24 protein-coding genes and 2 pseudogenes are annotated in these 25,497 nt (G+C 71.3%); 14 read left to right on the top strand and 12 right to left on the bottom strand.

Annotated elements, in window-relative coordinates; genetic code table 11:
- Window position 1 precedes the first annotated feature (1 nt).
- The 6 genes from IEJ02_RS05135 to IEJ02_RS05110 all read right to left on the bottom strand — a co-directional run bounded on the left by IEJ02_RS05135 (window position 2) and on the right by IEJ02_RS05110 (window position 4,784).
- A complete protein-coding gene (locus tag IEJ02_RS05135) occupies window positions 2-1,072 on the bottom strand; it encodes an ABC transporter substrate-binding protein (protein ID WP_223863400.1) in 1,071 nt (356 codons plus the stop codon).
- Window positions 1,069-1,815: an ABC transporter ATP-binding protein gene (locus tag IEJ02_RS05130; protein WP_191063587.1), complete on the bottom strand. Its 747-nt coding sequence runs from the start codon at window positions 1,813-1,815 to the stop codon at window positions 1,069-1,071. Before IEJ02_RS05130 ends, IEJ02_RS05135 begins: the two co-directional genes overlap by 4 nt.
- On the bottom strand, window positions 1,812-2,735 hold the full coding sequence (locus tag IEJ02_RS05125; RefSeq protein ID WP_191063586.1) for an ABC transporter permease: 924 nt from the start codon (window positions 2,733-2,735) through the stop codon (window positions 1,812-1,814). Before IEJ02_RS05125 ends, IEJ02_RS05130 begins: the two co-directional genes overlap by 4 nt.
- A 52-nt stretch (window positions 2,736-2,787) precedes the next feature.
- Complete coding sequence (locus IEJ02_RS05120; protein WP_191063585.1) at window positions 2,788-3,639, bottom strand: sulfurtransferase; 852 nt, start codon at window positions 3,637-3,639, stop codon at window positions 2,788-2,790.
- Entirely contained in the window at window positions 3,636-4,370 is a 735-nt protein-coding gene (locus tag IEJ02_RS05115; RefSeq protein ID WP_191063584.1) for an alpha/beta hydrolase, read from the bottom strand. The genes IEJ02_RS05120 and IEJ02_RS05115 overlap by 4 nt, the downstream gene beginning before the upstream one ends.
- A gap of 252 nt (window positions 4,371-4,622) precedes the next feature.
- On the bottom strand, window positions 4,623-4,784 hold the full coding sequence (locus IEJ02_RS05110; protein WP_191063583.1) for a hypothetical protein: 162 nt from the start codon (window positions 4,782-4,784) through the stop codon (window positions 4,623-4,625).
- Window positions 4,785-4,881: 97 nt separating this feature from the next.
- Between IEJ02_RS05110 and IEJ02_RS05105 the strand changes: the two genes are divergently transcribed.
- Window positions 4,882-5,781 (top strand): LysR family transcriptional regulator, encoded by a 900-nt coding sequence (locus IEJ02_RS05105; protein ID WP_191063582.1) that lies wholly within the window; start codon window positions 4,882-4,884, stop codon window positions 5,779-5,781.
- A 650-nt stretch (window positions 5,782-6,431) separates the two neighbouring features.
- Here the strand turns inward: IEJ02_RS05105 and IEJ02_RS05095 are convergent.
- Complete coding sequence (locus tag IEJ02_RS05095; protein WP_191063581.1) at window positions 6,432-6,806, bottom strand: hypothetical protein; 375 nt, start codon at window positions 6,804-6,806, stop codon at window positions 6,432-6,434.
- Between the two features lie 158 nt (window positions 6,807-6,964).
- Here IEJ02_RS05095 and IEJ02_RS50270 point away from each other — a divergent pair, with 158 nt between their 5' ends.
- From IEJ02_RS50270 to IEJ02_RS49725, 6 genes are all read left to right on the top strand, one after another.
- Entirely contained in the window at window positions 6,965-7,072 is a 108-nt protein-coding gene (locus IEJ02_RS50270; RefSeq protein ID WP_311766596.1) for a putative leader peptide, read from the top strand.
- Window positions 7,073-7,104: 32 nt separating this feature from the next.
- Window positions 7,105-8,358 carry an LLM class flavin-dependent oxidoreductase gene (locus IEJ02_RS05090; RefSeq protein WP_191063580.1) on the top strand — a complete coding sequence of 418 codons (1,254 nt, stop codon included), beginning with the start codon at window positions 7,105-7,107 and terminating at the stop codon, window positions 8,356-8,358.
- A 19-nt stretch (window positions 8,359-8,377) separates the two neighbouring features.
- Window positions 8,378-9,754 (top strand): NtaA/DmoA family FMN-dependent monooxygenase, encoded by a 1,377-nt coding sequence (locus IEJ02_RS05085; RefSeq protein ID WP_191063579.1) that lies wholly within the window; start codon window positions 8,378-8,380, stop codon window positions 9,752-9,754.
- On the top strand, window positions 9,751-10,917 hold the full coding sequence (locus IEJ02_RS05080) for an LLM class flavin-dependent oxidoreductase (protein WP_223863399.1): 1,167 nt from the start codon (window positions 9,751-9,753) through the stop codon (window positions 10,915-10,917). The genes IEJ02_RS05085 and IEJ02_RS05080 overlap by 4 nt, the downstream gene beginning before the upstream one ends.
- Window positions 10,841-11,440: an ABC transporter substrate-binding protein gene (locus IEJ02_RS05075; protein WP_317985722.1), complete on the top strand. Its 600-nt coding sequence runs from the start codon at window positions 10,841-10,843 to the stop codon at window positions 11,438-11,440. Before IEJ02_RS05080 ends, IEJ02_RS05075 begins: the two co-directional genes overlap by 77 nt.
- Window positions 11,441-11,586: 146 nt before the next feature.
- Window positions 11,587-11,712 carry a hypothetical protein gene (locus IEJ02_RS49725; protein WP_263407906.1) on the top strand — a complete coding sequence of 42 codons (126 nt, stop codon included), beginning with the start codon at window positions 11,587-11,589 and terminating at the stop codon, window positions 11,710-11,712.
- A 362-nt stretch (window positions 11,713-12,074) separates the two neighbouring features.
- Here the strand turns inward: IEJ02_RS49725 and IEJ02_RS05070 are convergent, their stop codons facing one another.
- Window positions 12,075-12,650 carry a TetR/AcrR family transcriptional regulator gene (locus IEJ02_RS05070; RefSeq protein WP_191063577.1) on the bottom strand — a complete coding sequence of 192 codons (576 nt, stop codon included), beginning with the start codon at window positions 12,648-12,650 and terminating at the stop codon, window positions 12,075-12,077.
- Window positions 12,651-12,738: 88 nt separating this feature from the next.
- On the opposite strand from IEJ02_RS05070, the gene IEJ02_RS05065 reads away from it, so the two are divergent.
- The 3 genes and pseudogenes from IEJ02_RS05065 to IEJ02_RS05055 all read left to right on the top strand — a co-directional run.
- Window positions 12,739-13,662 (top strand): SDR family oxidoreductase, encoded by a 924-nt coding sequence (locus IEJ02_RS05065; RefSeq protein WP_191063576.1) that lies wholly within the window; start codon window positions 12,739-12,741, stop codon window positions 13,660-13,662.
- 418 nt (window positions 13,663-14,080) lie between these two features.
- Window positions 14,081-14,359 carry a hypothetical protein gene (locus IEJ02_RS05060; protein ID WP_191063575.1) on the top strand — a complete coding sequence of 93 codons (279 nt, stop codon included), beginning with the start codon at window positions 14,081-14,083 and terminating at the stop codon, window positions 14,357-14,359.
- Window positions 14,360-14,541: 182 nt separating this feature from the next.
- Window positions 14,542-14,895, top strand: a pseudogene (locus IEJ02_RS05055) (gfo/Idh/MocA family oxidoreductase); the annotation flags it as partial.
- A 36-nt stretch (window positions 14,896-14,931) separates the two neighbouring features.
- Here IEJ02_RS05055 and IEJ02_RS05050 read toward each other — a convergent pair.
- Both IEJ02_RS05050 and IEJ02_RS05045 read right to left on the bottom strand, forming a co-directional pair.
- Complete coding sequence (locus tag IEJ02_RS05050; protein ID WP_191063574.1) at window positions 14,932-15,618, bottom strand: GntR family transcriptional regulator; 687 nt, start codon at window positions 15,616-15,618, stop codon at window positions 14,932-14,934.
- A 129-nt stretch (window positions 15,619-15,747) separates the two neighbouring features.
- Window positions 15,748-17,121 carry an aminopeptidase P family protein gene (locus IEJ02_RS05045; RefSeq protein WP_191063573.1) on the bottom strand — a complete coding sequence of 458 codons (1,374 nt, stop codon included), beginning with the start codon at window positions 17,119-17,121 and terminating at the stop codon, window positions 15,748-15,750.
- A gap of 205 nt (window positions 17,122-17,326) precedes the next feature.
- Between IEJ02_RS05045 and IEJ02_RS05040 the strand changes: the two genes are divergently transcribed.
- A complete protein-coding gene (locus IEJ02_RS05040; protein ID WP_191063572.1) occupies window positions 17,327-19,690 on the top strand; it encodes a collagenase in 2,364 nt (787 codons plus the stop codon).
- Window positions 19,691-19,870: 180 nt separating this feature from the next.
- Here IEJ02_RS05040 and IEJ02_RS48220 read toward each other — a convergent pair.
- Window positions 19,871-19,957 (bottom strand): annotated as a pseudogene (locus tag IEJ02_RS48220) (molecular chaperone DnaK); the annotation flags it as partial.
- A gap of 422 nt (window positions 19,958-20,379) precedes the next feature.
- On the opposite strand from IEJ02_RS48220, the gene IEJ02_RS05030 reads away from it, so the two are divergent.
- The 3 genes from IEJ02_RS05030 to secD all read left to right on the top strand — a co-directional run bounded on the left by IEJ02_RS05030 (window position 20,380) and on the right by secD (window position 24,925).
- Window positions 20,380-21,342 (top strand): HAMP domain-containing sensor histidine kinase, encoded by a 963-nt coding sequence (locus IEJ02_RS05030; protein ID WP_191063570.1) that lies wholly within the window; start codon window positions 20,380-20,382, stop codon window positions 21,340-21,342.
- 2 nt (window positions 21,343-21,344) lie between these two features.
- Window positions 21,345-22,052: a response regulator gene (locus tag IEJ02_RS05025; RefSeq protein WP_223863397.1), complete on the top strand. Its 708-nt coding sequence runs from the start codon at window positions 21,345-21,347 to the stop codon at window positions 22,050-22,052.
- 611 nt (window positions 22,053-22,663) lie between these two features.
- Complete coding sequence (gene secD, locus IEJ02_RS05020) at window positions 22,664-24,925, top strand: protein translocase subunit SecD (protein WP_191063779.1); 2,262 nt, start codon at window positions 22,664-22,666, stop codon at window positions 24,923-24,925.
- Here secD and IEJ02_RS05015 read toward each other — a convergent pair.
- Complete coding sequence (locus tag IEJ02_RS05015; RefSeq protein WP_191063569.1) at window positions 24,894-25,466, bottom strand: TetR/AcrR family transcriptional regulator; 573 nt, start codon at window positions 25,464-25,466, stop codon at window positions 24,894-24,896. The two genes, secD and IEJ02_RS05015, sit on opposite strands and share 32 nt — an antisense overlap.
- Window positions 25,467-25,497 lie beyond the last annotated feature (31 nt).

The raw sequence follows: 25,497 nt of genomic DNA, 5'->3' as shown, positions 1-25,497 counted from the left end.
GTCACTCCTTGACGAGGCTGGTGTCGGTGTGGTCGGCGAGGATCGGCCTGGGGGTGAGCACACCGATGTCGTGCATGGTGTCGCCGACCTTCTGCACGGACCGGATCACCGGCTCGTTCACCGGCAGCAGCTCACTGTTGGCCTGGTCGACGAGGGCTTTGGCGACCGTGGCCGAGGCCCCGCCTGTGTGCTGGATGGCCTTGGCGTACTCCGCGGGGTGCCGACGGGACCAGGCCAGCGCCTTGTCGAGGCGGCGCAGATAGTCGGTGATGGCCTTCTTCTTCGCCGGGACCTGAAGGGCCTTCTCGGAGGCTCCGATGAAGCCGTAGCCGCTCACCCGCCCGTTGGCCCCATTGATCAGGAGACGGCCCCCGTGCTGCTCGGCCACCGTCTTGTACACGCCGAACGTGGCCCAGACCTCGACCTTGCCCGAGGTGAAGGCGGCCTGGGCGTCGGTGGGCAGCAGATACCGCACATGGACGTCCGAGTAGCTCAGTCCCGCCTGCTCCAGCGCGTGCGCCAGCAGATACTCGGCGATGGACCCCTTGGCCGAGGAGACGACCACCTGCTTCCCCTTGAGGTCCTTGACGCTCTTCACCGGTGAGTTCTTCCGGACCACGATCCCGGTGTGGGTGCCGTCGTTGTGCAGCGCCCCGACGGCCTTCACCCGCACTCCGCCGGAGAGCGCCTGGAGTGTGGGCAGATCGGCGGCGTACGAGGTGTCGGCGGCCCCGGCCTGCACGGCCTGGAACAGCGGTGCGGCGCCCTCGAACTCGGCCCACTTCACCTTGTACGGCGTCCCCTTGAGGGCACCCGAGGCGTCGAACAGCGTCTTGAGGTTTTTGGCCTGGTCACCGAGGGTCAGCGTGACCTTCGACGGATCGGTCTCGGACGCCGCCTGGCTGTCGCCCGCGCACGCACTGGTGGCGAGGAGGGCGGTCAGCGACAGCGCGGCGCCGAGCGCCCGCGCCGTGGCCGTCGCCGTGGCCCGGCGGTTTCCGGTGTGTGAGCGGTTCATGTGGTGTGAGTGGTTCATGCGGTGCGAGCCGTTCATGCGGTGCGTGTGGTTCATGCGGTCACCTCTTCTCGATGGCGCGAAGGCGCCGAGGCGTCGTCGACGCCCAGCCGTCGCAGGAGTTCGCCGCGCAGCGCCACGAAGTCGGGGGAGCCGAGGTCACGCGGGCGTGCGAGGCCCACCTCCGCCTCGTACGCGATCCGCCCGCCGTCCATCACCAGCACGCGGTCGGCCAGCAGCAGCGCCTCCTCGACGTCATGCGTGACCAGGAGGATCGAGCAGCCGTGCCGCTGCCACAGATCGGCCACCAGCCGCTGCGCCCTGCCGCGGGTGAGCGCGTCGAGCGCGCCGAACGGCTCGTCCAGCAACAGCAGTTCGGGCTCGCGCACCAGCGCGCGGGCCAGGGAGACGCGTTGGGCCTGACCGCCGGAGAGCGTCCGGGGCCAGGCACCCGCGTACTCCTCGATGCCGACCTCGGCCAGATAGCGCCCGGCCAGCGCGCGGTCCCCATCCGGCAGACCGAGCACGACGTTGTGCCACACCCGCAGCCACGGCATCAGCCGTGGCGACTGGAAGGCCACCGAGCGCCGCTCCGGTACCTCCACCTCGCCCTCGGTCTCGCTGTCCAGCCCCGCGAGGATCCTCAGCAGCGTCGACTTTCCGCAGCCGCTCTGGCCGAGCAGGGCCACGAACTCGCCCTCGCGGATGGTGATGTCGAGTCCGTCAAGTACGGTCTTGTCGCCGAAGGCGCGGCTCAGCCTGCGGACCTCCACGCTGTTCGCGCCGTTCACCGCGGTCATGCTCCCTCCCCGTCGAACGAGGCCCGCCAGTCCAGCAGCCGCCGGGACAGCAGCCGCACCGCGAAGTCGCACAGCAGCCCCAGCACCGCGTACACGGCCAGGCACAGGACGATGACGTCCGTCTGGAAGTACTGCTGGGCGTTGCTCATCAGATAGCCGATACCGGCGTCCGCGTTGACCTGCTCGGCGAAGACCAGGGCCAGCCACGCGGTGGACAGCGCGTACCTCAGCCCCACCAGCGCCCCGGGCAGCGCGGACGGCAGGATCACGTACCGAATCAGCCCGATGCGGCCCAGGCCCACCATCCGCCCGGCCTCGATCAGCTGGGCGTCGGCGGATCGGATGCCGCCGTAGATGTTGAAGTACAGCGGGTAGGTGACGCCGAGCGCCACCAGCGCGATCTTCGGTGTTTCGTCGATGCCGAACCAGACGATGAACAGCGGGATCAGGCCCACCCAGGGAATCGCCCGGAACATGCCCATGGACGCGTCGATGACGTCCTCGCCCAGCCGGAACAGACCGGCGGTGAGCGACAGGGCGAGCGCCACGGCCGCGCCGATGAGGAAGCCGATCGCCGCGCGCCGGCCGGAGGCGGCGATGGCCCGCGGCAGCTCGCCGGTGCCGATGAGGTCCGCACCGCGCCGCACGACGTCGACGGGGGAGGCCAGTACGGTCTCGGGGAGCACGCCCGTCGCGGCGGCCAGATACCAGATCAGCAGCAGTCCGACGGGCCCGGAGGCGCGCCGGACCCCGCGCGGAACCCGGAGGCGGGGCCGGGTGGGCGCGGCGGTGGGTCGGGATGTCCGCGCCGTGGCGGGTTTGACGGGCGGGGTCGGGTCCTTCGCCGCACCGGGGGGTGGTGGTGCGGACGTGCGCGGGGGCGGTGAGGCCCCGGACACGGGGGAGTGCGAGGAGGGCATGGTGCGGCCTCTCGGTCGGGAAGTGTTCACAGGGAGGTGTGCGGGCGGTGGATCAGCCCGCCGCCGCACCCACGGCCGCGGGGCGGGCGGTGTCGGCGGACCAGGCGGACCAGGAGCCGGGGTAGAGCGCGGCCGTGATGCCGACGCGGGCCAGGGCCGCGACCGTGTGGGCGGCCGTGACGCCGGAGCCGCAGTAGACACCGACCTCTGTCGTGCCGTCGGCACCCAGCGCGGTGAAACGCCGCGCGAGCTCTTCCACGCCGTGGAACGTGCCGTCCGGTGCCAGGTTGTCGCCCGTCGGGGCGGACCGGGCGCCGGGGATGTGTCCGGCGCGCGGATCGACCGGTTCGGTCTCGCCCCGGTATCGCTCGGCCGCCCGCGCGTCCAGCAGGACGCCGGTACGCGCCACCTCGGCCGCCGCGTCGGCGTCCAGGACCGGCAGCCGCCCCGAGGTGAGCCGGACATCCCCCTCGGCCGGTGGGGCGGGTTCGCCCGTTTCGACGGGCAGTCCGGCCGCGCGCCACGCGGCCAGCGCCCCGTCCAGCAGCGAGACCCGTTCCACCCCGGCCCATCGCAGCAGCCACCAGGCGCGGGCGGCGGCGGTGTTGCCGTTGTCGTCGTACACCACCACCGGCCGGTCGGCGGTGAGTCCCCACCGCCGCGCGGACCGCTGCAACGTGGCGGGGTCCGGCAGCGGATGGCGGCCGCCGGCCGGAGTGGGCGGGGCGGCCAGTTCGGTGTCGAGGTCGACGTAAGCCGCGCCCGGGATGTGCCCGGCGCGGTAGTGCTCATGGCCGTGCGGATCGCCGAGCCGCCACCGTACGTCCAGGACGACGGGCGCCGGGCCACCGTGGAACAGCCGGGAGTACAGCTCGGCCGGAGTGGTGAGGACGGGGGCGGTCACGCGAGGGCCTCCGGCACGGCGATGGGCGTCAGGCCGGGGTCCAGCCGCAGCCGCTCCAGGAAGAGGACCACCGTGGCGGCGGCGGTGCGGTGCGTCACGTCGTTGAGGACGTCGTGCCGGGTACCGGCCAGACTCACCAGCTCCGCGCCGGGCAGCCCGCGGAACACGCGGCGGACCTCACCGAGCGGGCTGACGGTGTCCTCGGCACCGTGCAGACCGAGCACGGGAACGGAGATCCCCTCCAGCGTGGGCGACTCCGGCGCCGACGGGCCCGACAGGGCGCCGCGCCGGAACGCCGTGTCGTCGGTCAGCCTGCCCCGATGGGTGGGGCAGGCGGTGCGCAGCTCCAACTCCTCCTCCCAGTCCCGGGTGGCCGTTTCGGCGGGGCGCGGCCCGGCCGGCAGCCCGGCGAGGATCAGCGCGTCCAGTCCGGAGGCGTCGAGGGCGGCGAGCCGCGCCGCGTGGGAGGCCCCGGTGTCGGAGCCGACCAGCACGCGGGGGCCCGGGAGCGTTTCATCGCGCAACAGCTTGGTGGCCGCTTCGGCGACGGCCTCCGGAGCGGAGGAGGCGTCTCCCAGGGCGCGGACGCGATAGCCGTCGGCGGCGATCCGGCGGCCGAACCGCTCGTACACACCGCCGTGTTCACCCCGTCCGGGGAGAAGCACGAGCGTGCCGCGCGGGGCGATTCCCGCCGGTTCGTCCCAGGAGTGGACAGGCTGAGCAGAGGACATGAGAACTCGATTCATCGACAGCGGCGCGCCCGCACACCCCCACGAGCGAGGTGGAGCGGCCTGTGCGGGTGCGGAGGTGCGGCGGGGAACGGAAGAGACGCAGCGGGAACGGAAGAGACGCAGCGGGAACGGAAGAGACGCAGCGAGGAAGGGAAGAGACGCAGGCGGGAAGCGCCTGCCGACGCGAAAGCGCGGAGGGATCAACGGGCGGCGAGCGGGGGCCGACGGCGAGCGCGCCGGGAAAGCGTTGAGTCAGCGACAGCGCATGGCGCCGGTGCGGCCGAAGTCGACCACGCGCCGCCGGGTCAGCCGGGCGCCCGTGGCGCGGCACACCGCCGGTCCGGCGGCCGACGGCCCGGATCCGGTGCGGTGGGTGCGCGGCCCGTGGGCCGCCACGAACGCTGTACGCGGCATGACCTCAGGATGCACGAGGCCGGAGTCAACCGTCCAACGATGATTTGCCATCAAAACCGATCGTGATTTCCGATCGATCGGTTGCTAGCCTGCGCACATGCGACCGGTACTGGACATCGTGGCGTTGCGCAGCCTCATCGCCGTCGCCGACTACGGAGGCTTCCACCGCGCCGCCGGCGCACTCGCCCTCAGCCAGTCCACCGTCAGTCAGCACATCCGGCGGCTGGAGAAGTCCCTCGGCCGCCCCATCGTCGAACGTGACGGCAGGAAGACCCGGTTCACCCCCCACGGCACCCGGCTGCTCGAAGAGGCCCAGCAGATCGTCGGCGCACACGACGCGGCCCTCCGCCGGCTCATGGGGGAGGACCCGGCCGGCGCGGCACCCGTCATCATCGGCGCCACCGAACACGGCGCCGACCAGATCCTTCCCGTCCTGACCGCGGCCGTACGCGACACCCGGCCCGGTGTCGAGGTCCGGGTGCGCATCGACCGCTCTGCGCGGCTGACGGACGCCGTCGCGCGTGGTGAACTCGACCTCGCCGTCTACGTCACCGAGGCGGCGTCCGCCCCGGGCACCCCGGTGGGTGAACTCCCCCTGCGCTGGTACGCCGCTCCCGGCTGGGAACCACCCGCCCCTCCCGCCCCCTTGCCCCTGGTGGCCATCAGCGATCCCTGCGTGATCCGCCGCCGCGCCCTGACCGCCCTCGCTTCCCACCACACGGCCGTCACCGTGGTCGCCGAGGCCGGATACCTCGCGGGAGTCCTGGACGCGGCCCGCGCCGGGCTCGGCGCCGCCCTGCTCGCCGTCCCCGGCGGTCCGTACCCCGATGGCCTCGCGCCACGCCACGACCTCCCCGCCGTCCCCCCGGTCCGCCTCAGCGCCCGAGCCCGCGGCGGCTGCGACCCCCTCCTGACCGGAGCCACCATCGAGGCGGTACGAGCCCTCCTCGGCTTCCGCGAAACGGACACCGCGGGGACTCGACCGGGTGTCATGTAACGCGAACATGGCAGCCGTACGAAGTCGTCATTGCCGCCTTCCGGAAATATGAACGCGTGCTTGACCCTTTCTTGACGTCGACGTCGGGGAGGTAGGTGCACGGTGTAGGAGATGTTGTGGGGATAGATCGGCACCCGTTCGAAACCCTTCTGACCCGCGCGGGGATCCTGATCGGCCTCGACCTCCACTTCCAGGGAGTCCAGCGGGATCCGCAGGTCGGCCGCCTGGATGAGGAAGATGTGCGTCAGGCAGCTGGACAGCACGCCGAGCTGGATCTCCGGGGACGCCGGGCCCAGGTCGTAGCCCGCGAAGTCCGGCGGGGAGTCGCTGAGGATCTGGTGGTGGCGGATGCGGATCCGGCGTACGCCGCTGCGTTCCTCCGCGGTCGTCCTGGCCCGCAGCCGATGGGGCGCGGTGGGCGGATCGGCGCGCAGTGCCTTGCGGCGGGCCAGCAGCGCCGCCCGTTTGACGGCCAGATAGGCGCGCAGACCGGGCCGCGGGTTCTCGGCCGTCCCCAGCAGTTCCGCCTCCGGAGCGGCGGCGGAATCGTGCTCGGCGGCACTCTTCTTCGGGGTGGTGGAGCCGTTCGCGGAGGAACGGGAGCCGGTGGTGGTGGGCATGTCCCCACGTCCTTTCGGGGGTTCGGTGGCTCAGGCGGGAACGGGGGTGTGGCTCAGCCGTTCCCGCAGGGACGGCACCACCTCGTGTGCGATCAGTTCCAGTACGCACAGGATCTGGTCGAAGGTCGGGGCGCCCGGCTGCACCTGCACGATCAGCTCGGTGGTATCGGGCAGCAGCAGGTCCACCTCTTCCGGGTGTCCGTAGTGGGCGTGGGCGCGGCGCAGATAGCCTTCGAGGCCCAGGCCCGCGGGGAACCAGCCGCGCTCCACCATGCCGCGTGCGTAACTCTCGGTGCCATCGGCCAGTTGGGCCAGCGCGGAGCGCCGGTCGGCCCGCGTGGTCGTCAGGTCGTGCGTCCGTGAGGTCGTGCGTCCGTGAGGTCGTGCGTCCGTGGGGCTGCCCACACTTCGTCGGATTGCCCATGGACGTCGGGGAATATGTCGCGGCGCCGTCCGAGTTGACGATTGCGTGAGGTCACCGGCCTCACGTAGCGTTCCGAGATATCAGCCAGGGCCCGAAGGCCCGTCGGACACGGGAACGGGAGGCGATGGTGTCGCGGCCGATGACCAGCCCGTCCGCGCCGAATCCGGCCCTGGGCCGGGGTGTCCGCCTGTACTCCCGGCACCACATCGACCTGCTGCGCGTCGCCGGCGCGCTCTGTCGCCGCTGACCTGATCACCTCGAGGACACCGCGCCCTCCCGATGAGGGGCGGTGATCACCCATGGCCGACCAGGGAGGCACCCTTCGTGTCCGAATCCTCATCCACACCCCTGCACCTCGCCGTCGCCCTTGACGGGGCGGGCTGGCATCCGGCCGCGTGGCGCGAGCCGCAGGCCCGCCCCCGAGAGCTGTTCGACGCCGCGTACTGGACCGATGTCGTCACCGAGGCCGAGCGCGGGCTGCTCGACTTCGTGACCTTCGAGGACGGGCTCTCGCTCCAGTCCTCGCACCGCACCGAGCCCGACGGCCGCACCGACCAGGTGCGCGGGCGGCTGGACGCGGTGCTCATCGCCTCCCGGGTGGCGCCGCTGACCCGGCACATCGGGCTGGTGCCGACCGTCGTCGCCACCCACACCGAGCCGTTCCACATCTCCAAGGCGATCGCCACCCTGGACTACGTCAGCACCGGCCGCGCCGGGCTGCGGATCCGGGTGTCCAGGCGGAGCCACGAGGCGGAACACTTCGGCCGCCGCGCCATTCCACGCTTCGGCCCCGAGGATCTGGACAGCCCGGTGGTCCGGGAGCTGACCGCCGAGCTCTTCGAGGAGGCCACCGACTACATCGAGGTGGTACGCCGCCTCTGGGACAGCTGGGAGGACGACGCCGAGATCCGGGACGTCGCCACCGGACGCTTCATCGACCGCGACAAGCTGCACTACATCGACTTCGAGGGCCGGCACTTCAGCGTCAAGGGCCCCTCGATCACCCCCAGGCCGCCCCAGGGACAGCCGGTCATCAGCGCCCTGGCCCATCAGAGCGTGCCCTACCGGCTGGTGGCGACCTCCACCGACATCGGCTACCTCACCCCGCACGACACGGACCAGGCCCGCGCCACCGTCGCCGAGGTCCGCGCCGCCCAGGCCGCGGCGGGCCGCGCGGCGGAGCCCGTGCACCTCTTCGGCGACCTGGTGGTGTTCCTCGACGACGAACCGGGTGCCGCGGCCGCCCGGCTGGAGCGCCTGGACGCCCTCGCGGGCTACCCGTACACCAGCGACGCCAAGGTGTTCACCGGGACCCCCGCACAGCTCGCGGATCTGCTGCTGAGCTGGCAGCGGACCGGACTGTCGGGCTTCCGGCTGCGCCCCGGTGTGATCGGCCACGACCTCGAGGCGATCACCCGCGGCCTGGTGCCCGAACTCCAGCGCCGCGGCGCATTCCGCCGGTCCTACGAGGCCGACACCCTGCGCGGGCTGCTGGGCCTCGCCCGCCCCGCCAACCGCTACGCCACCGTCTGAGCCGGAGGGACCACCGACCATGAGCACACCGCTCAAGCAGATCCACCTGGCGGCCCACTTCCCCGGTGTCAACAACACCACGGTGTGGAGCGATCCGGAGGCGGGCAGCCATATCGAGTTCAGCTCGTTCGCCCACTTCGCGCGCACCGCCGAGCGCGCCAAGTTCGACTTCCTGTTCCTCGCCGAAGGGCTGCGGCTGCGCGAACAGGGCGGGAAGATCTACGACTTGGACGTGGTGGGGCGGCCGGACACCTTCACCGTCCTGTCCGCGCTCGCCGCCGTCACCGACCGCCTCGGCCTGACCGGCACCATCAACTCCACCTTCAACGAGCCCTACGAGGTGGCCCGCCAGTTCGCCAGCCTCGACCACCTGTCGGGCGGGCGCGCCGCGTGGAACGTCGTCACCTCGTGGGACGCCTTCACCGGGGAGAACTTCCGCCGCGGCGGCTTCCTCCCGCAGGACGAGCGGTATTCCCGGGCCAAGGAGTTCCTGGCCACCGCCACCGAGCTGTTCGACTCCTGGCGGGGCGACGAGATCGTCGCCGACCAGGCATCCGGCACCTTCCTCAGCGACGCGCGGGCCGGAGCCTTCGCCCACCGGGGACAGCACTTCGACATCGCCGGGCAGTTCAACGTCCCGCGCAGCCCGCAGGGCCGCCCGGTGATCTTCCAGGCCGGTGACTCCGAGGAAGGCAGGGAGTTCGCCGCGGCCGCCGCCGACGCCATCTTCAGCCGGTACAGCACCTTCAAGGAAGGGCAGGCGTTCTACACGGACGTCAAGGGCCGCCTCGCCCGCCACGGCCGCACCCATGACCAGCTGCTGATCCTGCCCGCCGCCACCTTCGTCCTCGGCGACACCGACGCCGAGGCGCGGGAGCTGGCCCACGAGGTGCGGCGCCAACAGGTCAGCGGCGCCACCGCGATCAAACACCTGGAGTTCGTCTGGAACCGCGACCTGTCCGCGTACGACCCGGACGGCCCGCTCCCCGACATCGACCCGGACCCCGGCGAGCACACCATCGCCCGCGGCCGCGCCCAGGTGCGGATGTACCGCGATCCGCTGGCCGTCGCCCGGGAGTGGCGGGAGCTGGCGGCGGCGAACAAGTGGTCCATCCGTGACCTGGTCATCGAGACCGGCAACCGCCAGTCGTTCATCGGCTCCCCGGCCACGGTCGCCGAGACCATCAACTCCTTCGTCCAGGCCGACGCCAGCGACGGCTTCATCCTCGTACCGCACATCACCCCCGGCGGGCTGGACGTCTTCGCGGACACCGTCGTCCCGCTGCTGCAGGAGCGCGGTGTGTTCCGCACCGAGTACGAGGGCACGACCCTGCGCGACCACCTCGGCCTGGCCCACCCCGGCACCGAGTCCCACCAGAACCGGGCCGCGTCATGAAGTTCCTGGCCATCACCCTCATCGTGCACGCCCCGGACCCGGTGACCGGGATCCAGAAGACCACCGGTGAGCGCTTCCGCGAGGTGATCGACAACGCGCTGCTGGCGGAGGAACTCGGCTTCGACGGCTTCGGCGTCGGCGAACGCCATGAGCGGCCGTTCATCTCCTCCTCACCACCGGTCGTGCTCAGCCACCTCGCCGCACTCACCTCCCGGATCCGGCTGTTCACCGCGGTGACCACGCTCAGCCTGCTCGATCCGGTGCGCGCCTACGAGGACTACGCCACCTTGGACCACCTCTCCGCCGGTCGTCTCGAGCTGATCATCGGCAAGGGCAACGGCACCGCCCAGCGCGAGCTGTTCCAGGTCACCCCCGAGGACCAGTGGGACCGCAACGCCGAAGGCTACGAGCTGTTCCGCCGCATCTGGCGGCAGGACAAGGTGACCGCTGCACCGGGCTTCCGGCCCGCGCTGACCGAGGCCGAGGTGTGGCCGAGACCTCTCCAGCGGCCCATCCGGGTCTGGCACGGCAGCGCCACCAGCCGGGAGTCGGTCGACCTCGCCGCCCGCCACGGCGACCCGCTGTTCTCGGCCAACGTCACCCACCCCATCGAGCCGTACGCCGAGCTGATCCGCCACTACCGGGAGCGCTGGGAGGCATACGGCCACGACCCCGCGCGTGCCGTGGTCGGCGCCGGGACGGCGGGCTACTACGCGGCCCGAACCTCACAGGAGGCCACCGCCGCCTACCGCCCGGTGTTCGAAGGCCGTCTCGCCTTCCAGAAGCAGCTCGGCATGGAACCGGTGTTCTCGACCCTGGAGGACTTCGTCGAGCGCAGCTCGGCCCTGATCGGCAGCCCCCAGCAGGTGATCGAGAAGGTGCACCGCTACCACGAGGAGTTCGGACACACCGTGCTGCACCTGCACGCGGACGCGGGCGGGCTCACCGACGCCCAGCACCGCGCCTCGCTCGAGCTCTTCCAGTCCGACATCGCGCCCGTACTGCGACGTGACATCCCGGATCCGCCATTCGAAGAGCTTCAAGCACCAGGGCAAGGCGTACCTGTCGGAGGTCCACTACACGACGGTGCCGGAGCAGAGCACTGCCGTGGGCGCCCTGCAATCGCAACAAGCCGACGTCGTGCGCAATATCGCGCCCGATGACGAGGAAACGGTCAAGGGCGCCGACGGTCAGGTCAAGGCGTTCCCCGCGCAGGGTGAGAGCAACCAACTCCACATCTCACTGGCGGCGAACGCGCCCACCCGGGACCTCGAGGTGCGACGCGCGCTCCAGGCGGCGACCGACCGCAAGGAAATCAACGACATCGCGCTCTCGCCCAGTTACGGGGTCGCCAAGAGCATCCTCGTCCACGGCACACCGAGGCGACCGGATGGCAGCGCGTATCTGAAGTACGACCCGGCCAAGGCCAAACGGCTCCTGGGGGAGCCCGGCTGGAAGGCGGGCTCCGACGGAATCCGGGCCAAGAACGGTAAGCGGCTCTCGTTCACTCTCTATGTCACGCCGTACTACCAGGTTTCCCAGGCCGTGGTGGAAGTGTTGCAGTCGCAGTGGAAAATGGTCGGGGTCGAGGTGAGACTCAAGAGCCCGTCGATGAGTCAGTACGAGGCGGAAGATCGGCAAGAACACCGTCTTCACCCAGGGCCAGCTCTCCCGCGCCGAGCCTGATGTGCTCCGGTCCGAGTGGCACAGCCACCTGACCAACGCGACGTACACCCAGCTCCCCGAACTGAACAACCTGCTCGAGGCCCAGGTCGCCCGAGTTCGACCCGGCGAAGCGTACGGCGGATATCAAGGCCTTCCAGGACTATGTCATGAAGAACGCCCTGGCCATTCCGCTGTACGACGAGGCACGGGTCTTCGGCCTGCGGCCGAACGTCCAGGACTTCCGGACCGAGGCCGTGGCCCGGTCGCAGTTCTACGACACCTGGCTGTCCTGACTCATGGCCCAGGATCAACTCCAAAAAGAACTCGACGTGTTCGCGTGCGATCGTGGCCGCCCGTTCGGCGTCGCGCGCGCAGACCGCGGTGATGAGCTCGCCGTGCTGCCGGGAGGACAAGGCGGGCGAGCTCATCGGGGCTGTAGAGAGCCGCCAGCCGGGAGTTGAAGTGGAACAGGCGGTTGGCCTGGATCGCCGCCAGCAGCCGGGGGTTGCCCGATGCCGCGCTGATCGCGTCGTGGAAACCGTCGTTGTCGCGGGCCCGGTCGCAGAGCCGGGGCGAGCCCGGCACAGCTCCTGGCCGTAGTGGACGTGACCGTTGACGCGCTCTCGCAGGCGTTGCGCGCGCAACTGGGCCGCTTTTAAAAGGTGCCGCCGCGCGCGGTCACGGTCTTGAGTCCGGCCAGCGATTCCCGCATCAACTGCGACATCTCACGTTCGGCCGGTGCCGTGAGCCAGAGCGTGAAACCGATCTTGAAGACGGCGACCCCCACCTCGGCGGTCAGGCTCGCGGCCGGCTCCTCGACACCGCGTCGGCGCAGGGCGTCGGCGAGCGCGGTCGACATCGAGGCGAGCTTGATCAGCTCGCGCTCCTGGAGTTCCGCGTTCGCCGCGATGACGGCCTGTCGCTGCCGGGCGTGCTCGCGCCGACCCTCGAACATCGTGGAGACCGCCTCGAGCCCCGCCATCATCGCGTCGATCGGCGCCACGCACTTCGGTGCCTCGGCGACCGCGGTCGCGAACAGCTCCTGCAACGCGCCCGATCCGTCGAACAACACCTCGCGCTTGTCGGCGTAGTGCCGGAAGAAGGTCCGCTCGGTGAGGCCGGCCCGTTTGGCGATCTCCGCCACCGTGGTCTGTTCGTAGCCGAGCTCGCCATAGAGCTCCAACGCCGCCTTCGCCAGGCGTCCGCGCGCGTTCGGCTCCCATCTACCCATGCTCGGATCCTACCGCGATGACAGTGGCTGACATCAGCTGCTAGAGTTCGATGACAGTCACTGACATCAATGATTTGGGGCATCTCTCATGCGCGTCTTCGTGACCGGAGCCTCCGGTTGGATCGGCTCCGCCGTCGTTCCCGAGCTCATCGGCTCGGGGAACCAGGTTGTCGGGCTCGCCCGCTCCGACACCTCCGCCGCCGCGCTCACCGCCGCCGGGGTGGAAGTGGTCCGCGGCACCATTGACGACCTCGACGTCCTGGGGAGCACCGCCGCCGCGTCGGACGGCGTGATCCATCTCGCGTTCAAGCACGACATCGCCTTCACCGGCGACTTCCAGGGCGCCGCCGAGGCCGACCGCCGCGCCGTCGACACCCTCGGCGACGCGCTCTCCGGCACCGGCCGCCCCTTCGTCCTCGCCTCCGGTCTGGCCGGCCTCGCGCCCGGGCGGGTGGCGACCGAGCGGGACACGCCCACGATCGACGATTCGTCGGTGTCGGTCCGGGCGGCCACCGCCCAGGCGGTGCTCGCCCTCGCCTCGCGCGGTGTGCGCTCGTCCGTGGTGCGACTGTCCCCGACCTGCCACGGTGACGGGGACAACGGCTTCATGGCGGCCCTGGTCGCCATCGCCCGGGCCAAGGGTGTCTCCGGCCACATCGGTGACGGCGCCAACCGCTGGCCGGCCGTCCACCGCCTCGACGCCGCACGGCTGTTCCGCCTGGCGGTCGAGAAGGCCCCGGCGGGATCGGTGCTGCACGGCGTCGCGGAGGAGGGTGTCCCGATCCGGGACATCGCCGAGGTGATCGGCCGTCATCTCGACGTACCGGTGACCTCTGTGGCCCCCGAGGCCGCGGCCGAGCACTTCACCTGGCTCGGCGGCTTCCTCGGCCAGGACATCCCGGCGTCGAACGCCTTGACCCGCGAACTGCTCGACTGGCGGCCCACCCACCCCGGCCTCCTCGAAGACCTCGACAAGGGCCATTACTTCCGGGTCCCCGCCACCCCTGCCTGACCCGGATCCGCCACCCCGCCTGACCCCGATCCGCCACGCCCGCCTGACCCAGCTCCGCCACGCCGGGCTCCGGGCCATCTCCTGTGCGCGCGGGCGGAATACGGCGGGTTAAGCTCCGAACCGGCTTCTCACCGTTGGGCTTTCCGCCAGCTTCACCCGGGTCGTTGCTCGACGGATCCATCGTCAACGTAGCCATCCCCATGCTGATCCACAGCATGGACGCCTCCTACGACCAGGTGCTGTGGGTCATCGACGGCTATCTGCTCCTCTTCTCGGTGCTGCTGATCACCACCGGGCGGCTGGGTGACATCTTCCCTGGCCCTGTTCCGCGCGCGCAACTTCGCGGTCGGCAACGGGGTCGGGTTCGTCTTCCAATGGAGTTTGCTGCCCGGCTTGACCATCATCGGGATCGCCAGTGGTGCCACGTTCGCACCACTTCAGCAGGCCACCATGGGCGGCGTCGATCCCCGGCTGGCCGGGGCGGCCTCCGGAGTCTCCAGCACCACCCGGCACGTACGACCGCGTCACCGCCGACACGTTCGCCACCGGCTTCGTCGACGCCATGCGGACCGCCCTCGTGGCATGCGCCGGGGTCCTGGTGGCCGCCGCCCTGTGCTGTTTCCTGTTCAGCCCGCACAAGAAGCCGACGGCCAGGCCCACTGCTGGCCAGCGGGCCGAAACCACACCGCACGACTGACCCGGCGATGACAACGGTCGCGGCCCGGTGGCCGCGGCCGTTGCGCGGCCGCCGTCATCGCCGCGAGCCTCTCGGACAACGCGGCGTCATGCCTGCGCCGAGCCCAGGACCAGCACCTGGATGGCCAGGACTGCGACGCCGCGGGCGCAGAACGCCCTCCTCTTCTTCGCGGGCCTTCAGGCGGGGGCAAGGACATCACGGAGCTGCTGGAGCCCAAGCCGACACTGGCTCCCGACGACCCGTCGCTCGAGCACATCGCGCCCGCCCTGCGTGCCGCCTTCACCTCGGGCTCCGCGCCCGTGCACGACCGGTCGCGGCTGCCCCGGGAGTTCGACCATCTGCACAACGGGCACGAGGGAAGCCATCACTTCCTGGTGGACGACTTCGTGACCGCGGTCAACACCCGCACGCTGCCCTCGGTGAACGCCTGGGTCGCGGCCCGCTACACCCTGTCGGGCATCGTGGCGCACGAGTCCGCGCGGCAGGGCGGAGTCCGGTTGGAGATCCCCGACTTCGCGGACGCGCCCGAGAGCTGAGCGGCCGGGGGACCGGCTGCCCCTCGGGGCAGCCGGTCAGGTGCCAGGGCCTGTCCGTGGACCGGGCTTGGCCCACAGCGAGCGCACATGGCCGAGGTGGCGGGCCATGCATGTCTCGGCGCCCGTCACATCACCCGCGACCATCAGGTCGAGGAGTTCGATGTGCTCTTCGGCGGACGGGATCAGCTGGTCGCGCTCGTCCAGTGTGGTCAGTCCGTACAGGCGTGAGCGTTTGCGCAGGTCGCCGACGGTTTCGACGAGCCGTTCGTTTCCGGCGAGCGCGAGCAGGGAGAGATGGAACTGACGGTCGGCCTCCAGATAGCCGATGAGGTCGTGCTCGCGCGCGGCGCGCACGATGTCCTCCGCCACCGGGCGCAGCGCCTCCAGGTCCTCGCGGGCGGCAGCGCGGGTGATCCGGCCGATCATGGGGACTTCGATCAGGGCGCGAATCTCGGTGTACTGGTCGAGGTCGCGTTCGTTGACCTCGGTGACGCGGAAGCCCTTGTTGCGTACGGGTTCGACGAGGCCCTCGCGGGCCAGGTCGAGCATCGCCTCGCGCACCGGTGTCGCGGAGATGCCGAAGTCCTCGGCCAGGCCGGGCGCCGAGTAGACCTCGCCGGGGCGCAGTTCGCCGGAGATCAGCGCGGCGCGCAGGGCGTGGGCCACCTGGTCGCGCAGCCGCTCCCTGGTGGTGATGAGGTTGCGCTGCTTGAGGTGGCCCATGACGGTTGGTGTTCCCTTCGTGCCCCGTGCCTGCTCGGCCGAGAGGATCACCAGAGTACAATGTCATGTTGTTCTCACGGGTGTTGTTCTCGTGGGTGCCCGTGTGCGGATGCGGCCACCGCCACCGATTCAGCGGCTCTCGATCAGTTCCCCCATCCACGCCTCGATCGCGTCCGGGGTGCGCGGCAGGGCGCCCGACATCAGCCGTGCTCCTTTGGCGGTGATGACCAGGTCGTCCTCGATGCGCACCCCGATGCCCCGCAGTTCGTCCGGGAGCGTCTCGTCGTCGGCCTGGAGGTAGAGGCCGGGCTCGACCGTCAGCACCTGACCCTCCGCCAGCACCCCGTCCAGATAGGTCTCCGCGCGTGCCTGCGCGCAGTCGTGGACGTCGAGCCCGAGCATATGCCCGCTGCTGCACAGGGTGTAGCGACGGTGGAAGTCGCCCTCGGGGCTTTTGAGCACACCCCATTCCGTGAGCCCTTCCGCGATCACGCGCATCGCGGCCCGGTGGAAGTCACGGAAGCTTGCGCCCGGCCTGAGCGCCGCGATGCCCGCGTCCTGGGCGGCGAGCACGAGGTCGTACACCTGCCGTTGCACGGGGGAGTACCGTCCGGAGAGTGGCAGGGTGCGCGTGATGTCGGCGGTGTAGAGGCTGTCCGTCTCCACGCCCGCGTCCAGCAGCAGCAACCGCCGTGCGTCCAGGGGCCCGTCGTTCCGTGTCCAGTGCAGAACGCAGGCGTGGGCACCGGACGCCACGATGGTCTCGTAGCCGGTGCCATTGCCCTCCGCGCGGGCGCGCAGGGCGAAGACGCCCTCGATCCAGCGCTCGCCGCGTGGATGGGCGAGGGCGCGCGGCAGGGCGCGTACCACGTCTTCGAAACCGGCGACCGTGTGGTCCACGGCGAGCTGTAGCTGCCCCACTTCCCAGGCATCCTTGATCAGCCTCAACTCGCTCAAGGCCGCGGACAGTTCGGCGTCGACCGTGGCGTCCCGGCCCGGCGGTGGCTCCGCCCCGTCGCCGATGTCGGCACAGCGGATGCCGGTCATGCGCGCGGTCTCGTCGAGGTCGGGGCGCCGGCCGACCCAGAACTCGCCGTAGCGCCGGTCCCGGTAGAAGCCGCCATCGGTGCGCGGCGAACGGGGCCGCACATACAGGACCGCCTCATGCCGGTGGGGCCCGTCCGGCTCCAGGACCAGGACATGCCCGGCCTGCTCCTCGCCGGTCAGACCGGTGAGCCAGGCGTACGCGCTGTACGGCCGGAAGCGGTGGTCGCAGTCGTTCGAGCGGACCTTCAGCTCGCCCGCGGGGATGACCAGCCGCTCGCCCGGGAAGCGGGCGGACAGCCGGGCGCGGCGGGCGGGGGTGAAGTCGGCGGCGTCCGGCCGGATGTCCGCGGGCAGCGGGGTCGGCGCCCAGCCACCCGCCATGAAGACCTCGAACTCCGGTGAGACGGGCAGGTCATGGCCGGCCGTCCGAGGCGCGCCGGTCAGGGGATCGTGCATCGGTCCTCCTTGATCCGTACGTTGACAGGCTCAAGCTCTCCGCGGTCCGTCGCGTCGAGGGCCTTGCAGCCTGTGCAATTTCACATTATTACGTTACGCATCACATGGCACCACGCGCTCTCATGTGCAGCCCCGCACAGGGCAATTCAGGCCCTGAGGCACCGCTGCCCCACAGCCCTTGCCACCTCCCCCACAGGAGCCAACGGTGTTCCAGTCGAGAAACCCGCGCGGATTCACGCACGGGTCCACGCGCGGAAGTCTGTTCACGGCCTTGGTGGCGGTGACGCTCTGCGTGACGGCGACCCCGTCCGGTCACGCGGCCGCCCCCGCTCCCGCGCGGCCTTCGGCGTTACGGACGGCCGCCTCGTCCGGCCCCTTCGACAGGGTCGACCGCCTGGCCAAGGCCCCGGGCCGGGCACGGATGGTCCCGGCCCCCGGCGGCCTCACCGGTGGCGGTGTCCCCGGAGCCCGGACGCCCGAGCCGAAGAGCCGGGGCGGCGCCGTCACTCCGCACGCCACACTCGGCACGGCATCCGTGCCCTGCACGCTCGACGGCGTCACGGGCCTGCCGCCGGAGCGGTTCGCCGACTTCCTGGCCGACCCCGCCGTCACCGCCGACGGCTGTCTGCGCTCGATCCTGTGGACCTGGGACCAGCGACTCGTCCCCGTCATGTCGGACGAGCACGTCCAGGCCGTCTCCCGCCGCGTCACCCAACTCGCCGCCTCCCACGACGGCAAGGACGGCAGCCATCTGCTGGAGATGTTCACCTACCTGCACGCGGTGGCCTACCAGGACTTCTCGCACGACGAGATCGACATCACCGACGCGCCGACCGTGAACGCCATGCGCGAGGCCGTCGACGCCTTCGGTTCGGCCGCCCACACCTTCGACGTCACCCGACCCAACGCCGAAACCCTGCGCGAAGCGCTCGACGCGGCCTCCGCGCCCGGTCTGCGTCAGCACCAACTTCCCCTGGTCAAACGGGTTCTGGCCACCATGGACGCCCAGCACCCCGAAACTGCCCAGGACACCTCTTGGGCCGGTGCCGCCCTCGCGGCGCTCACCGTGAACTACCTCGGCGTCTATCCCGGCAACAAGGACGCCGCCTTCCACACCGCGGTGACGGCCGACCCCTCGTACCGGGCGGCCTTCAGCTCCTTCGCCGGCCACACCCACCTCAAGGGCGGGCCCAACGCCTGGGTGATACGCGACGCACTCAGCGAGTACGGCCGCTTCGGCCAGATCGAAGGGTTGCGCGACGAGATCGTCTCCGGCCTCGGCACCCTTCTGGACACCACCGCCCGCAACTTCGGGGACAGCAGCGCGCCCTGGGCGAAGGTCGCCACCTGGCTGGGGGTGCTCGAAGCCTGCGCCCCGTACCACGTGTGCAGGGACGACATCGAGAGGCGTCTCTTCCCGCACACGTACGTCTACGGCACCGAAGGCACCGACGGCATTCAGGTCCGCGCCGCCCTCGACCGGGACACCGTCGACCAGCTCACTTACGCCAGCAAGCAGGTCAAGGCGCAGTTCCACCGCGTCCTCGGCACGGACACGCCCCTCGCGGACGACACCAACACCACGCTGCACATCGTCCTGTACGGCTCCCGCACCGACTACGAGAACTTCCACCCGCTCCTCACCGGCATGGACACCAACAACGGCGGCGTCTACATCGAGCGGGGGGCGACCTTCTACACATACCAGCGCCGCGTCCCGCAGGACTCCTCACTGACCCTGGAGGAGCTGTTCCGCCACGAGTACACCCACTACCTCAACGGTCGCTGGGCGGTGCCCGGCAGCTTCGGCGAAGGTCCCTGGTACGAGGGTGACCGGACCACCGCGATGGACGAGGGCACCGCCGAGTTCTTCGACGGCGCCACCCGCGACGACGGCATCCGGGTCCGCAGGTCCCTGGTTCAGGGGATCATCGACGACACGGTCGGCGGCGGGCCGCGCATGACCGTGAACCAGCTCCTGCACGCGACGTACGACGGCGACGGCTTCCGCTTCTACGACTACGCGGGCACCTTCTTCGAGTTCCTGTGGCTCGAACGCCCCTCCCTCTTGCGGGAGATGTACCGCGATCTGCGCTCCGACGATCCGGCGGCCTTCGACGCCTGGCGCCACCGGCTCGGCGGGGACGCGGGGCTCCAGAGCGCGTACGACCGCTTCCTCGACGAACAGATCGCCCACGTAGCCGACTTGTACGTGCCCCATACCACCTACACGCCCCTGGGTGAGCTCCGTGACAGCTCGGCCGACCAGATCCGCTCCTCCTTCACCGCGATGACCGCGTCCGACCCGGACTGCCGTGCCACCGGCGCGGCGGAGCGTCCCCGGTTCGTCTGCACCGGCCGGATCACCGCGAACCTGACCGATGCCCGTGACACGGACGCGGTCTTCGAGGACATGTCCGAGACGGTCGACTACTTCCTCCTCGACCGGGCCGCGGGCGGCGACAACAACCTGACCGATATGAACTGCTGGTTCGGCGAGGTGGACATCTGGGCCGACCAGCGGGCGGGCACATCGGACTACACCTGTGAGGGTCCCCTCCGCGGCTGACGTATCACCGGCGTCGAGGCCGCTGTCGGCCGGGCTCAGGGCGACGTGGTCCAGCGTGGCGCGGTCTCGGCCCACTCGGTGTCCCACTCGGCGAGATTGCGCCGGCGCAGGACCACGGCGGCGCAGCGGTAGGCGGCGGCACCGGCGAGGGTCACGGTCAGGAAGGCCACCAGCGCCCAGCTGCGCGCTCTCGTCGAGGGCGCGGAGCTGGGCCAGGCGGCTGTTGCGGGCGTGTTCGAGGCGCTGGCGGGCCTCATGAGAGGTCAGCCGCCCGGGGCCGGGGGGCCGGTCTGGGTGGTGTCGAGCGGCACGGTGTGGTCCTTTCGCGAAAGGCGCGCTGAGCGCGGCAGCGGCCGCCCGGTTCCGTCGGCCGCGGTCTCCACGACCGCGAGAGGTGGCCGTACCGGACGGCTCGATCTTCTTCGACTCTGCTCGACTCGGCGCCGGAAGCCCATCGGGCGCGGACCCCATTTGCCCGGGACGGCGGTGACCACGGGGCGATGGCGGGGAACGGCGCATGGGTACCCGACGACCCCGGATATGGGGAACGGACCCCATCGACCCAGCGCGGTGGGGGAGGCAGGCTGGGTCGGGCTCGGCCATGATCAGTCGCGGCGGCTCGGTCCGGGGGCGCGATGAGCGACAGTAGAGCTGATCACACTCGGAGCGCAGAAGGAGGAGTTTCCCCGGTGTCGCTGTTCTGGCGGATCTTCGGGCTCAACGCCCTGGTGCTGGGCACCGCCACGGCGCTGCTGCTGTGGGCGCCGGTGACCGTCTCCGTGCCGGTGGTGCTGACCGAGGCGATCATCCTGGTCGGCGGTCTCGCCGTCATGCTGGTCGCCAACGGCACCCTGCTGCGCTGGGGTCTGGCCCCGCTGGACCGGCTGACCAGGCTGATGACCACCGTCGACCTGCTGCGCCCGGGCCAGCGGCTGCCCGTGCCCGGCGCCGGCGGCGGCAGCGAGGTGTCCGAGCTGATCCGCACCTTCAACGCCATGCTCGACCGGCTGGAGCACGAACGCGCCACGTCCAGCGCCCGGGTGCTGCTGGCCCAGGAGGCGGAACGCCGCCGCATCGCCCAGGAACTGCACGACGAGGTCGGGCAGAGCATGACCGCGATCCTGCTGGTGCTGGGGCGCACCGCGGACGACGCCCCCGAGCCGCTGCGCGAGGACCTCCAGCAGGCCCAGGAGATCACCCGGGAGAGCCTGGACGAGGTCCGCCGCCTGGTGCGCCGGCTGCGGCCCGGCGTCCTGGACGACCTGGGCCTGGTCAGCGCGCTGACCTCGCTCACCCAGGACTTCGCCACCCACACCGGGCTGCGGGTCGTGCGCCGCCTCGACGCCGACCTGCCCACCCTCGACCAGGAGAGCGAGCTCGTGCTGTACCGGGTGGCTCAGGAGAGCCTGACCAACGCGGCCCGCCACGCGGACGCGCGGCAGGTCGAGGTGAGCCTGCGCCGCGTCGGCGATGCGGTGGCGCTGGAGATCGCCGACGACGGCCGCGGCATCGAGGCCGCCTGCGAGGGCGCCGGGATCCGCGGCATGCGCGAACGGGCCCTGCTCGCCGGAGCCACCCTGGACATCACCTCGACGCCCGGCACCGGCACCCGGATCCGCCTCATCACACCCGCCCCCAGGAAGCAGCTCTGACCATGCCCGACCCGACCCCGCCCGGACCCACCACGGCCGCGACGCCGCATCCCACGGCCGCGACGCCGATCCGCATCCTGCTCGCCGACGACCACGCTCTGGTACGCCGCGGCGTACGCCTGATCCTCGACCGGGAACCCGACCTGGAGGTCGTCGCCGAGGCCGGGGACGGCGCCGAGGCCATCGAGGCGGCCCGGAGCCAGGAGATCGACCTGGCGGTGCTCGACATCGCCATGCCGCGCCTGACCGGACTCCAGGCCACCCGTGAGCTGGTGGCGCTCAAACCGGGCCTGCGGATCCTGATGCTGACGATGCACGACAACGAGCAGTACCTGTTTCAGGCGCTCAAGGCTGGGGCCTGCGGCTATGTGCTGAAGTCGGTCGCCGACCGCGATCTGGTCGCCGCCTGCCGGGCCGCGATGCGCAATGAGCCGTTCCTCTACCCCGGCGCGGTCACCGCCCTCATCCGCAACTACCTGGACCGCGTCCGCCACGGCGAGGAAGACCCCGACCAGCTCCTCACCCCTCGTGAGGAGGAGGTCCTCAAACTCGTCGCCGAAGGGCACTCCTCCAAGGAGATCGCCGAGATCCTGTTCATCAGCGTCAAGACCGTGCACCGTCACCGGGCCAACCTCCTGCACAAACTCGGTCTGCACGACCGGCTGGAGCTGACCCGCTACGCCATCCGCGCCGGTCTCATCGAACCCTGACGTCCGCCCCGCCCCCGACCATGCGTCCAGCACCCCGCGCCACCCCGACCGCCGGTCACCGGCTCGCGGGAACGCTCATCGCGCTCCTCGCCGTCCTGCTGGCGCTGGTTCCCGCCGATACCGCGCGCGCCGCATCCGGTCCGGCGCCCCATCCGGCCCCGGCGGCCACTCCGGCTTTGGCGGCCACTCCGGCCCCGGCGGCCACGGGCGCCGAGCGACCGGACACCGGGCCCCGCGCGGACGACCCGTGTGCCGCCGGCTGCGCGGCCCAGGCCAGGGTCCGCCACGACCACCTCGGTGAGCGCCCGTGCCCACCCGATCACCACGCCACCGACCCCCGCGCTACGGATGCCGGTCCGGCCGTCGGGACCCGTACCTCAGCGCCTTCCGCATACGCCCCCGTCTCGCCCGGCCGATCGGCCCACGACCACGGCCGGGCCCCTCCGGCGCCCGCAGGTACCTGACGCCACCCATCACCCTTTCCTCCGTCGCGGCCGCGTGCGCCGCTGCCGCGACATGCCTGCCGGAGGCTCGTGTTGAAACGCCGCGACAACGTGTCGAAACGCCACAACAAACGGAACAAGCGGAACAAACGAAACAAGTCCCTGCGCATGCGGGCGCTGCTCGCCCTCGCCGTGATCGCCGGATCGGTGGCCGTCGCCCTCACCACGCCGGTCCGCCTCGGCCTCGATCTGCGCGGCGGCACCCAGATCATGCTGGAAACCCGCTCCAGCCCCACCACCGAAGCCGACGCCGCGGCCACCGACCGCACCGTGGAGGTGCTGCGCGGCCGCATCGACGCGCTCGGCGTCGCCGAGCCGACCCTCGTCCGCTCCGGCGACCACCGCATCCTCGTCGAGCTGCCCGGAGTTCACGATCCGAAGAAGGCGGCCGACGTGCTGGGGCGCACCGCGCAGCTCACCGTCCACGCGGTCCTCGGCCCGGCCGGGACCGGTGACGGCGCCACCTCCCCGCCGGCCGATCCGGCCGAGGAGCGCGTGCTGCCGGATGATTCCGGACAGCCCCTGCGGCTGCGGGCCGCCGATCTGACCGGGCGGGACGTCGAAGGCGCCGACGCCCGCTTCGACCAGCAGGGCGGTGCCGGATGGCATGTCACGGTCGACTTCTCCAAGACCGGTCAGGACCGATGGCGGCAGGTCACCGCGCGGGCCGCCTGTCACCCGGCCGGTGACCCGCAGCGCCGGGTCGCCATCGTCCTCGACAACAAGATCATCTCCTCGCCGCAGGTCGACCCCTCCGTACCGTGCGGGACCGGCATCCCGGGCGGCACCACCCAGATCACCGGCTCCTTCGACGACACCGAAGCCCGCGAACTGGCCCTGCTGATCTCCGGCGGCGCCCTGCCCGTACCGGTCGAGACCGTCGAACAGCGCACCGTCGGCGCCACGCTCGGCGACGCGGCCATCGAGGCCGCGGCCTGGGCCGCCGTCATCGGCACCGCGCTGACCGCACTGTTCATCATCGCCGTCTACCGGCTCCTGGGCCTGCTCGCGACCGTGGCCCTGGCCGCTTACGGCCTCATCTCCTACGCCGCCCTGGCCGTGCTCGGCGCCACACTGACCCTGCCGGGCCTCGCCGGGTTCGTCCTGGCGATCGGCATGGCCGTGGACGCCAACGTCCTGGTCTTCGAACGGGCCCGCGAGGAGTACGCGGCCCGCAGCCGCCCCAGCCCCCGCTCGGCACTGACGGCCGGGTTCCGCGGTGCCCTCAGCGCGATCGCCGACTCCAACATCACGACTCTGATCGCCGCGGGCCTCCTGTTCGCCTTCGCCTCCGGCCCGGTGCGCGGCTTCGGCATCACCCTCGCCATCGGCGTCCTCGCCTCGATGGTCAGCGTCCTGGTGATCAGCCGGGTGCTCGCCGAGTACGCGGTGGGCCGCTCCGCGGTCCGCCGTCGGCCCCGTATCACCGGCATCGCGAGCACCGGCTGGGTCCGCGACCGGCTGCTGCGCCGCGACCCGTTCCTGATGCGCCGTCCGCGCCGCTGGCTGGCCGTCTCCGCCGCGCTCGCCGTCGTGGCCGCGTCGGGCCTCCTCGTCCGCGGCCTGGACTTCGGCATCGAGTTCACCGGCGGCCGGCTGATCGAGTACGCCACCAGCGCACCCGTCGACCCCGACCGGGCCCGCACCGCCCTCACCGACGCCGGGTTCCCCCGCGCGGTCGTGCAGTCCTCCGGCGACACCGGGCTCACGGTGCGCGCCGAGAACCTGACCAACGCCGACGAGGCCACCGTCACCGAGACCATCGGCGCCCTCGGCGGCGAGACGGAGAAGGTCCGCGATGAGCTGATCGGCCCCAGCATGGGCGACGAGCTCCGCCGCAACGCCCTCATCGCACTCTCCGTCGCGCTGGGCGCCCAGCTGCTGTATCTCGCGGTCCGCTTCCGCTGGTTCTTCGGTACGGCGGCCGTCGTCGCGCTCGCCCACGACGTGGTGATCCTCATCGGTGCCTTCGCCTGGCTCGGCAAGCCCATCGACGGGGTGTTCCTGGCCGCCCTGCTGACCGTCATCGGCTACTCGGTCAACGACTCCGTCGTCCTCTTCGACCGCGTCCGCGAACTGCTCGGCCGCGACCGCGCCACACCACTTCCCCGCCTGACGAACCAGGCGATCGTGCAGACCCTGCCCCGTACCGTCAACACCGGCATGGGTGCGGCATTCATCCTCACCGCCCTCGCCGTCCTCGCCGACGACACCCTCGCCGACTTCGCCCTCGCCCTACTGATCGGCCTGGCGGTCGGCACCTACTCCTCCGTCTTCACCGCCGCCTCACTCACCATCGAGCTGCACCCGCACCGCAAGCCCCTCGGCAGGGCCGCCGTCACGGACGGGCCTTCAGGCCGTCCAGGGTGAGGTCGAGCAGGCGCTCGGCACGTTCCCGGTGTTCGGGTTCGGCCGAGGTGAGGGCGATGCCTTCGAGGGCGGCGCCCATGTCGGTGGGGCTGATGTCGGTGCGAATCGCCCCGGCGGCCGCGCAGGCGTCCAGCAGGGTGGTGATGGCGGCCTGGATCATGTCCCGGCTGTGGCCGTAGGGGTTGTTTCCCGTGGCGGCGATGGCGCGCAGGGCGTCGGCCATGCCGAACTTCGCGGTGACGTAGTCCAGGAAGAGGCGTGTCCAGGCGCGCAGGGCCTCGTAGGGCGGCTGCTCGGCGAGCAGATCGGGGACGGCGTCGCACAGCTGGGCCACCTCGTTGCGGTAGACCGCCTCGATCAGCGCCTCGCGGGTGGCGAAGTTCCGGTACAGCGTCGCGCTGCCCACGCCCGCCTCCTTGGCGATGCGCTCCAGGTGCGCGTCCAGCCCCTCCTCGGCGAACACGCGCACCGCGGCCGCGAGGATCTTGTCTCTGTTGCGCCGCGCGTCAGCTCGCAACGGGCGTGGTGCACTGCCGGTCATCAGCGGTTGCCATGTCCTCTCCGGTCTCCTT

It is taken from the genome of Streptomyces sp. 5-10 (assembly GCF_014712245.1).
Classification (GTDB): domain Bacteria; phylum Actinomycetota; class Actinomycetes; order Streptomycetales; family Streptomycetaceae; genus Streptomyces; species Streptomyces violaceusniger.
The sequence above is the reverse complement of the archived record's forward strand: the minus strand, read 5'-3'. Positions and strand labels throughout refer to the sequence as shown.

Bases quoted from the DNA above. Each gene is read 5' to 3' on its own strand.
- IEJ02_RS05130 (WP_191063587.1), bottom strand. From the start codon at position 1,815: ATGACCGCGGTGAACGGCGCGAACAGCGTGGAGGTCCGCAGGCTGAGC.
- IEJ02_RS05125 (WP_191063586.1), bottom strand. From the start codon at position 2,735: ATGCCCTCCTCGCACTCCCCCGTGTCCGGGGCCTCACCGCCCCCGCGC.
- secD (WP_191063779.1), top strand. From the start codon at position 22,664: ATGCGGGCGCTGCTCGCCCTCGCCGTGATCGCCGGATCGGTGGCCGTC.
- IEJ02_RS05015 (WP_191063569.1), bottom strand. From the start codon at position 25,466: ATGACCGGCAGTGCACCACGCCCGTTGCGAGCTGACGCGCGGCGCAAC.
- IEJ02_RS05110 (WP_191063583.1), bottom strand. From the start codon at position 4,784: ATGCCGCGTACAGCGTTCGTGGCGGCCCACGGGCCGCGCACCCACCGC.
- IEJ02_RS05135 (WP_223863400.1), bottom strand. From the start codon at position 1,072: ATGAACCACACGCACCGCATGAACGGCTCGCACCGCATGAACCACTCA.
- IEJ02_RS05105 (WP_191063582.1), top strand. From the start codon at position 4,882: ATGCGACCGGTACTGGACATCGTGGCGTTGCGCAGCCTCATCGCCGTC.
- IEJ02_RS05050 (WP_191063574.1), bottom strand. From the start codon at position 15,618: ATGGGCCACCTCAAGCAGCGCAACCTCATCACCACCAGGGAGCGGCTG.
- IEJ02_RS05080 (WP_223863399.1), top strand. From the start codon at position 9,751: ATGAAGTTCCTGGCCATCACCCTCATCGTGCACGCCCCGGACCCGGTG.
- IEJ02_RS05065 (WP_191063576.1), top strand. From the start codon at position 12,739: ATGCGCGTCTTCGTGACCGGAGCCTCCGGTTGGATCGGCTCCGCCGTC.
- IEJ02_RS05045 (WP_191063573.1), bottom strand. From the start codon at position 17,121: ATGCACGATCCCCTGACCGGCGCGCCTCGGACGGCCGGCCATGACCTG.
- IEJ02_RS05115 (WP_191063584.1), bottom strand. From the start codon at position 4,370: ATGTCCTCTGCTCAGCCTGTCCACTCCTGGGACGAACCGGCGGGAATC.
- IEJ02_RS05085 (WP_191063579.1), top strand. From the start codon at position 8,378: ATGAGCACACCGCTCAAGCAGATCCACCTGGCGGCCCACTTCCCCGGT.
- IEJ02_RS50270 (WP_311766596.1), top strand. From the start codon at position 6,965: ATGACCAGCCCGTCCGCGCCGAATCCGGCCCTGGGCCGGGGTGTCCGC.
- IEJ02_RS05090 (WP_191063580.1), top strand. From the start codon at position 7,105: ATGAGGGGCGGTGATCACCCATGGCCGACCAGGGAGGCACCCTTCGTG.
- IEJ02_RS49725 (WP_263407906.1), top strand. From the start codon at position 11,587: ATGAAGAACGCCCTGGCCATTCCGCTGTACGACGAGGCACGGGTCTTC.
- IEJ02_RS05070 (WP_191063577.1), bottom strand. From the start codon at position 12,650: ATGGGTAGATGGGAGCCGAACGCGCGCGGACGCCTGGCGAAGGCGGCG.
- IEJ02_RS05025 (WP_223863397.1), top strand. From the start codon at position 21,345: ATGCCCGACCCGACCCCGCCCGGACCCACCACGGCCGCGACGCCGCAT.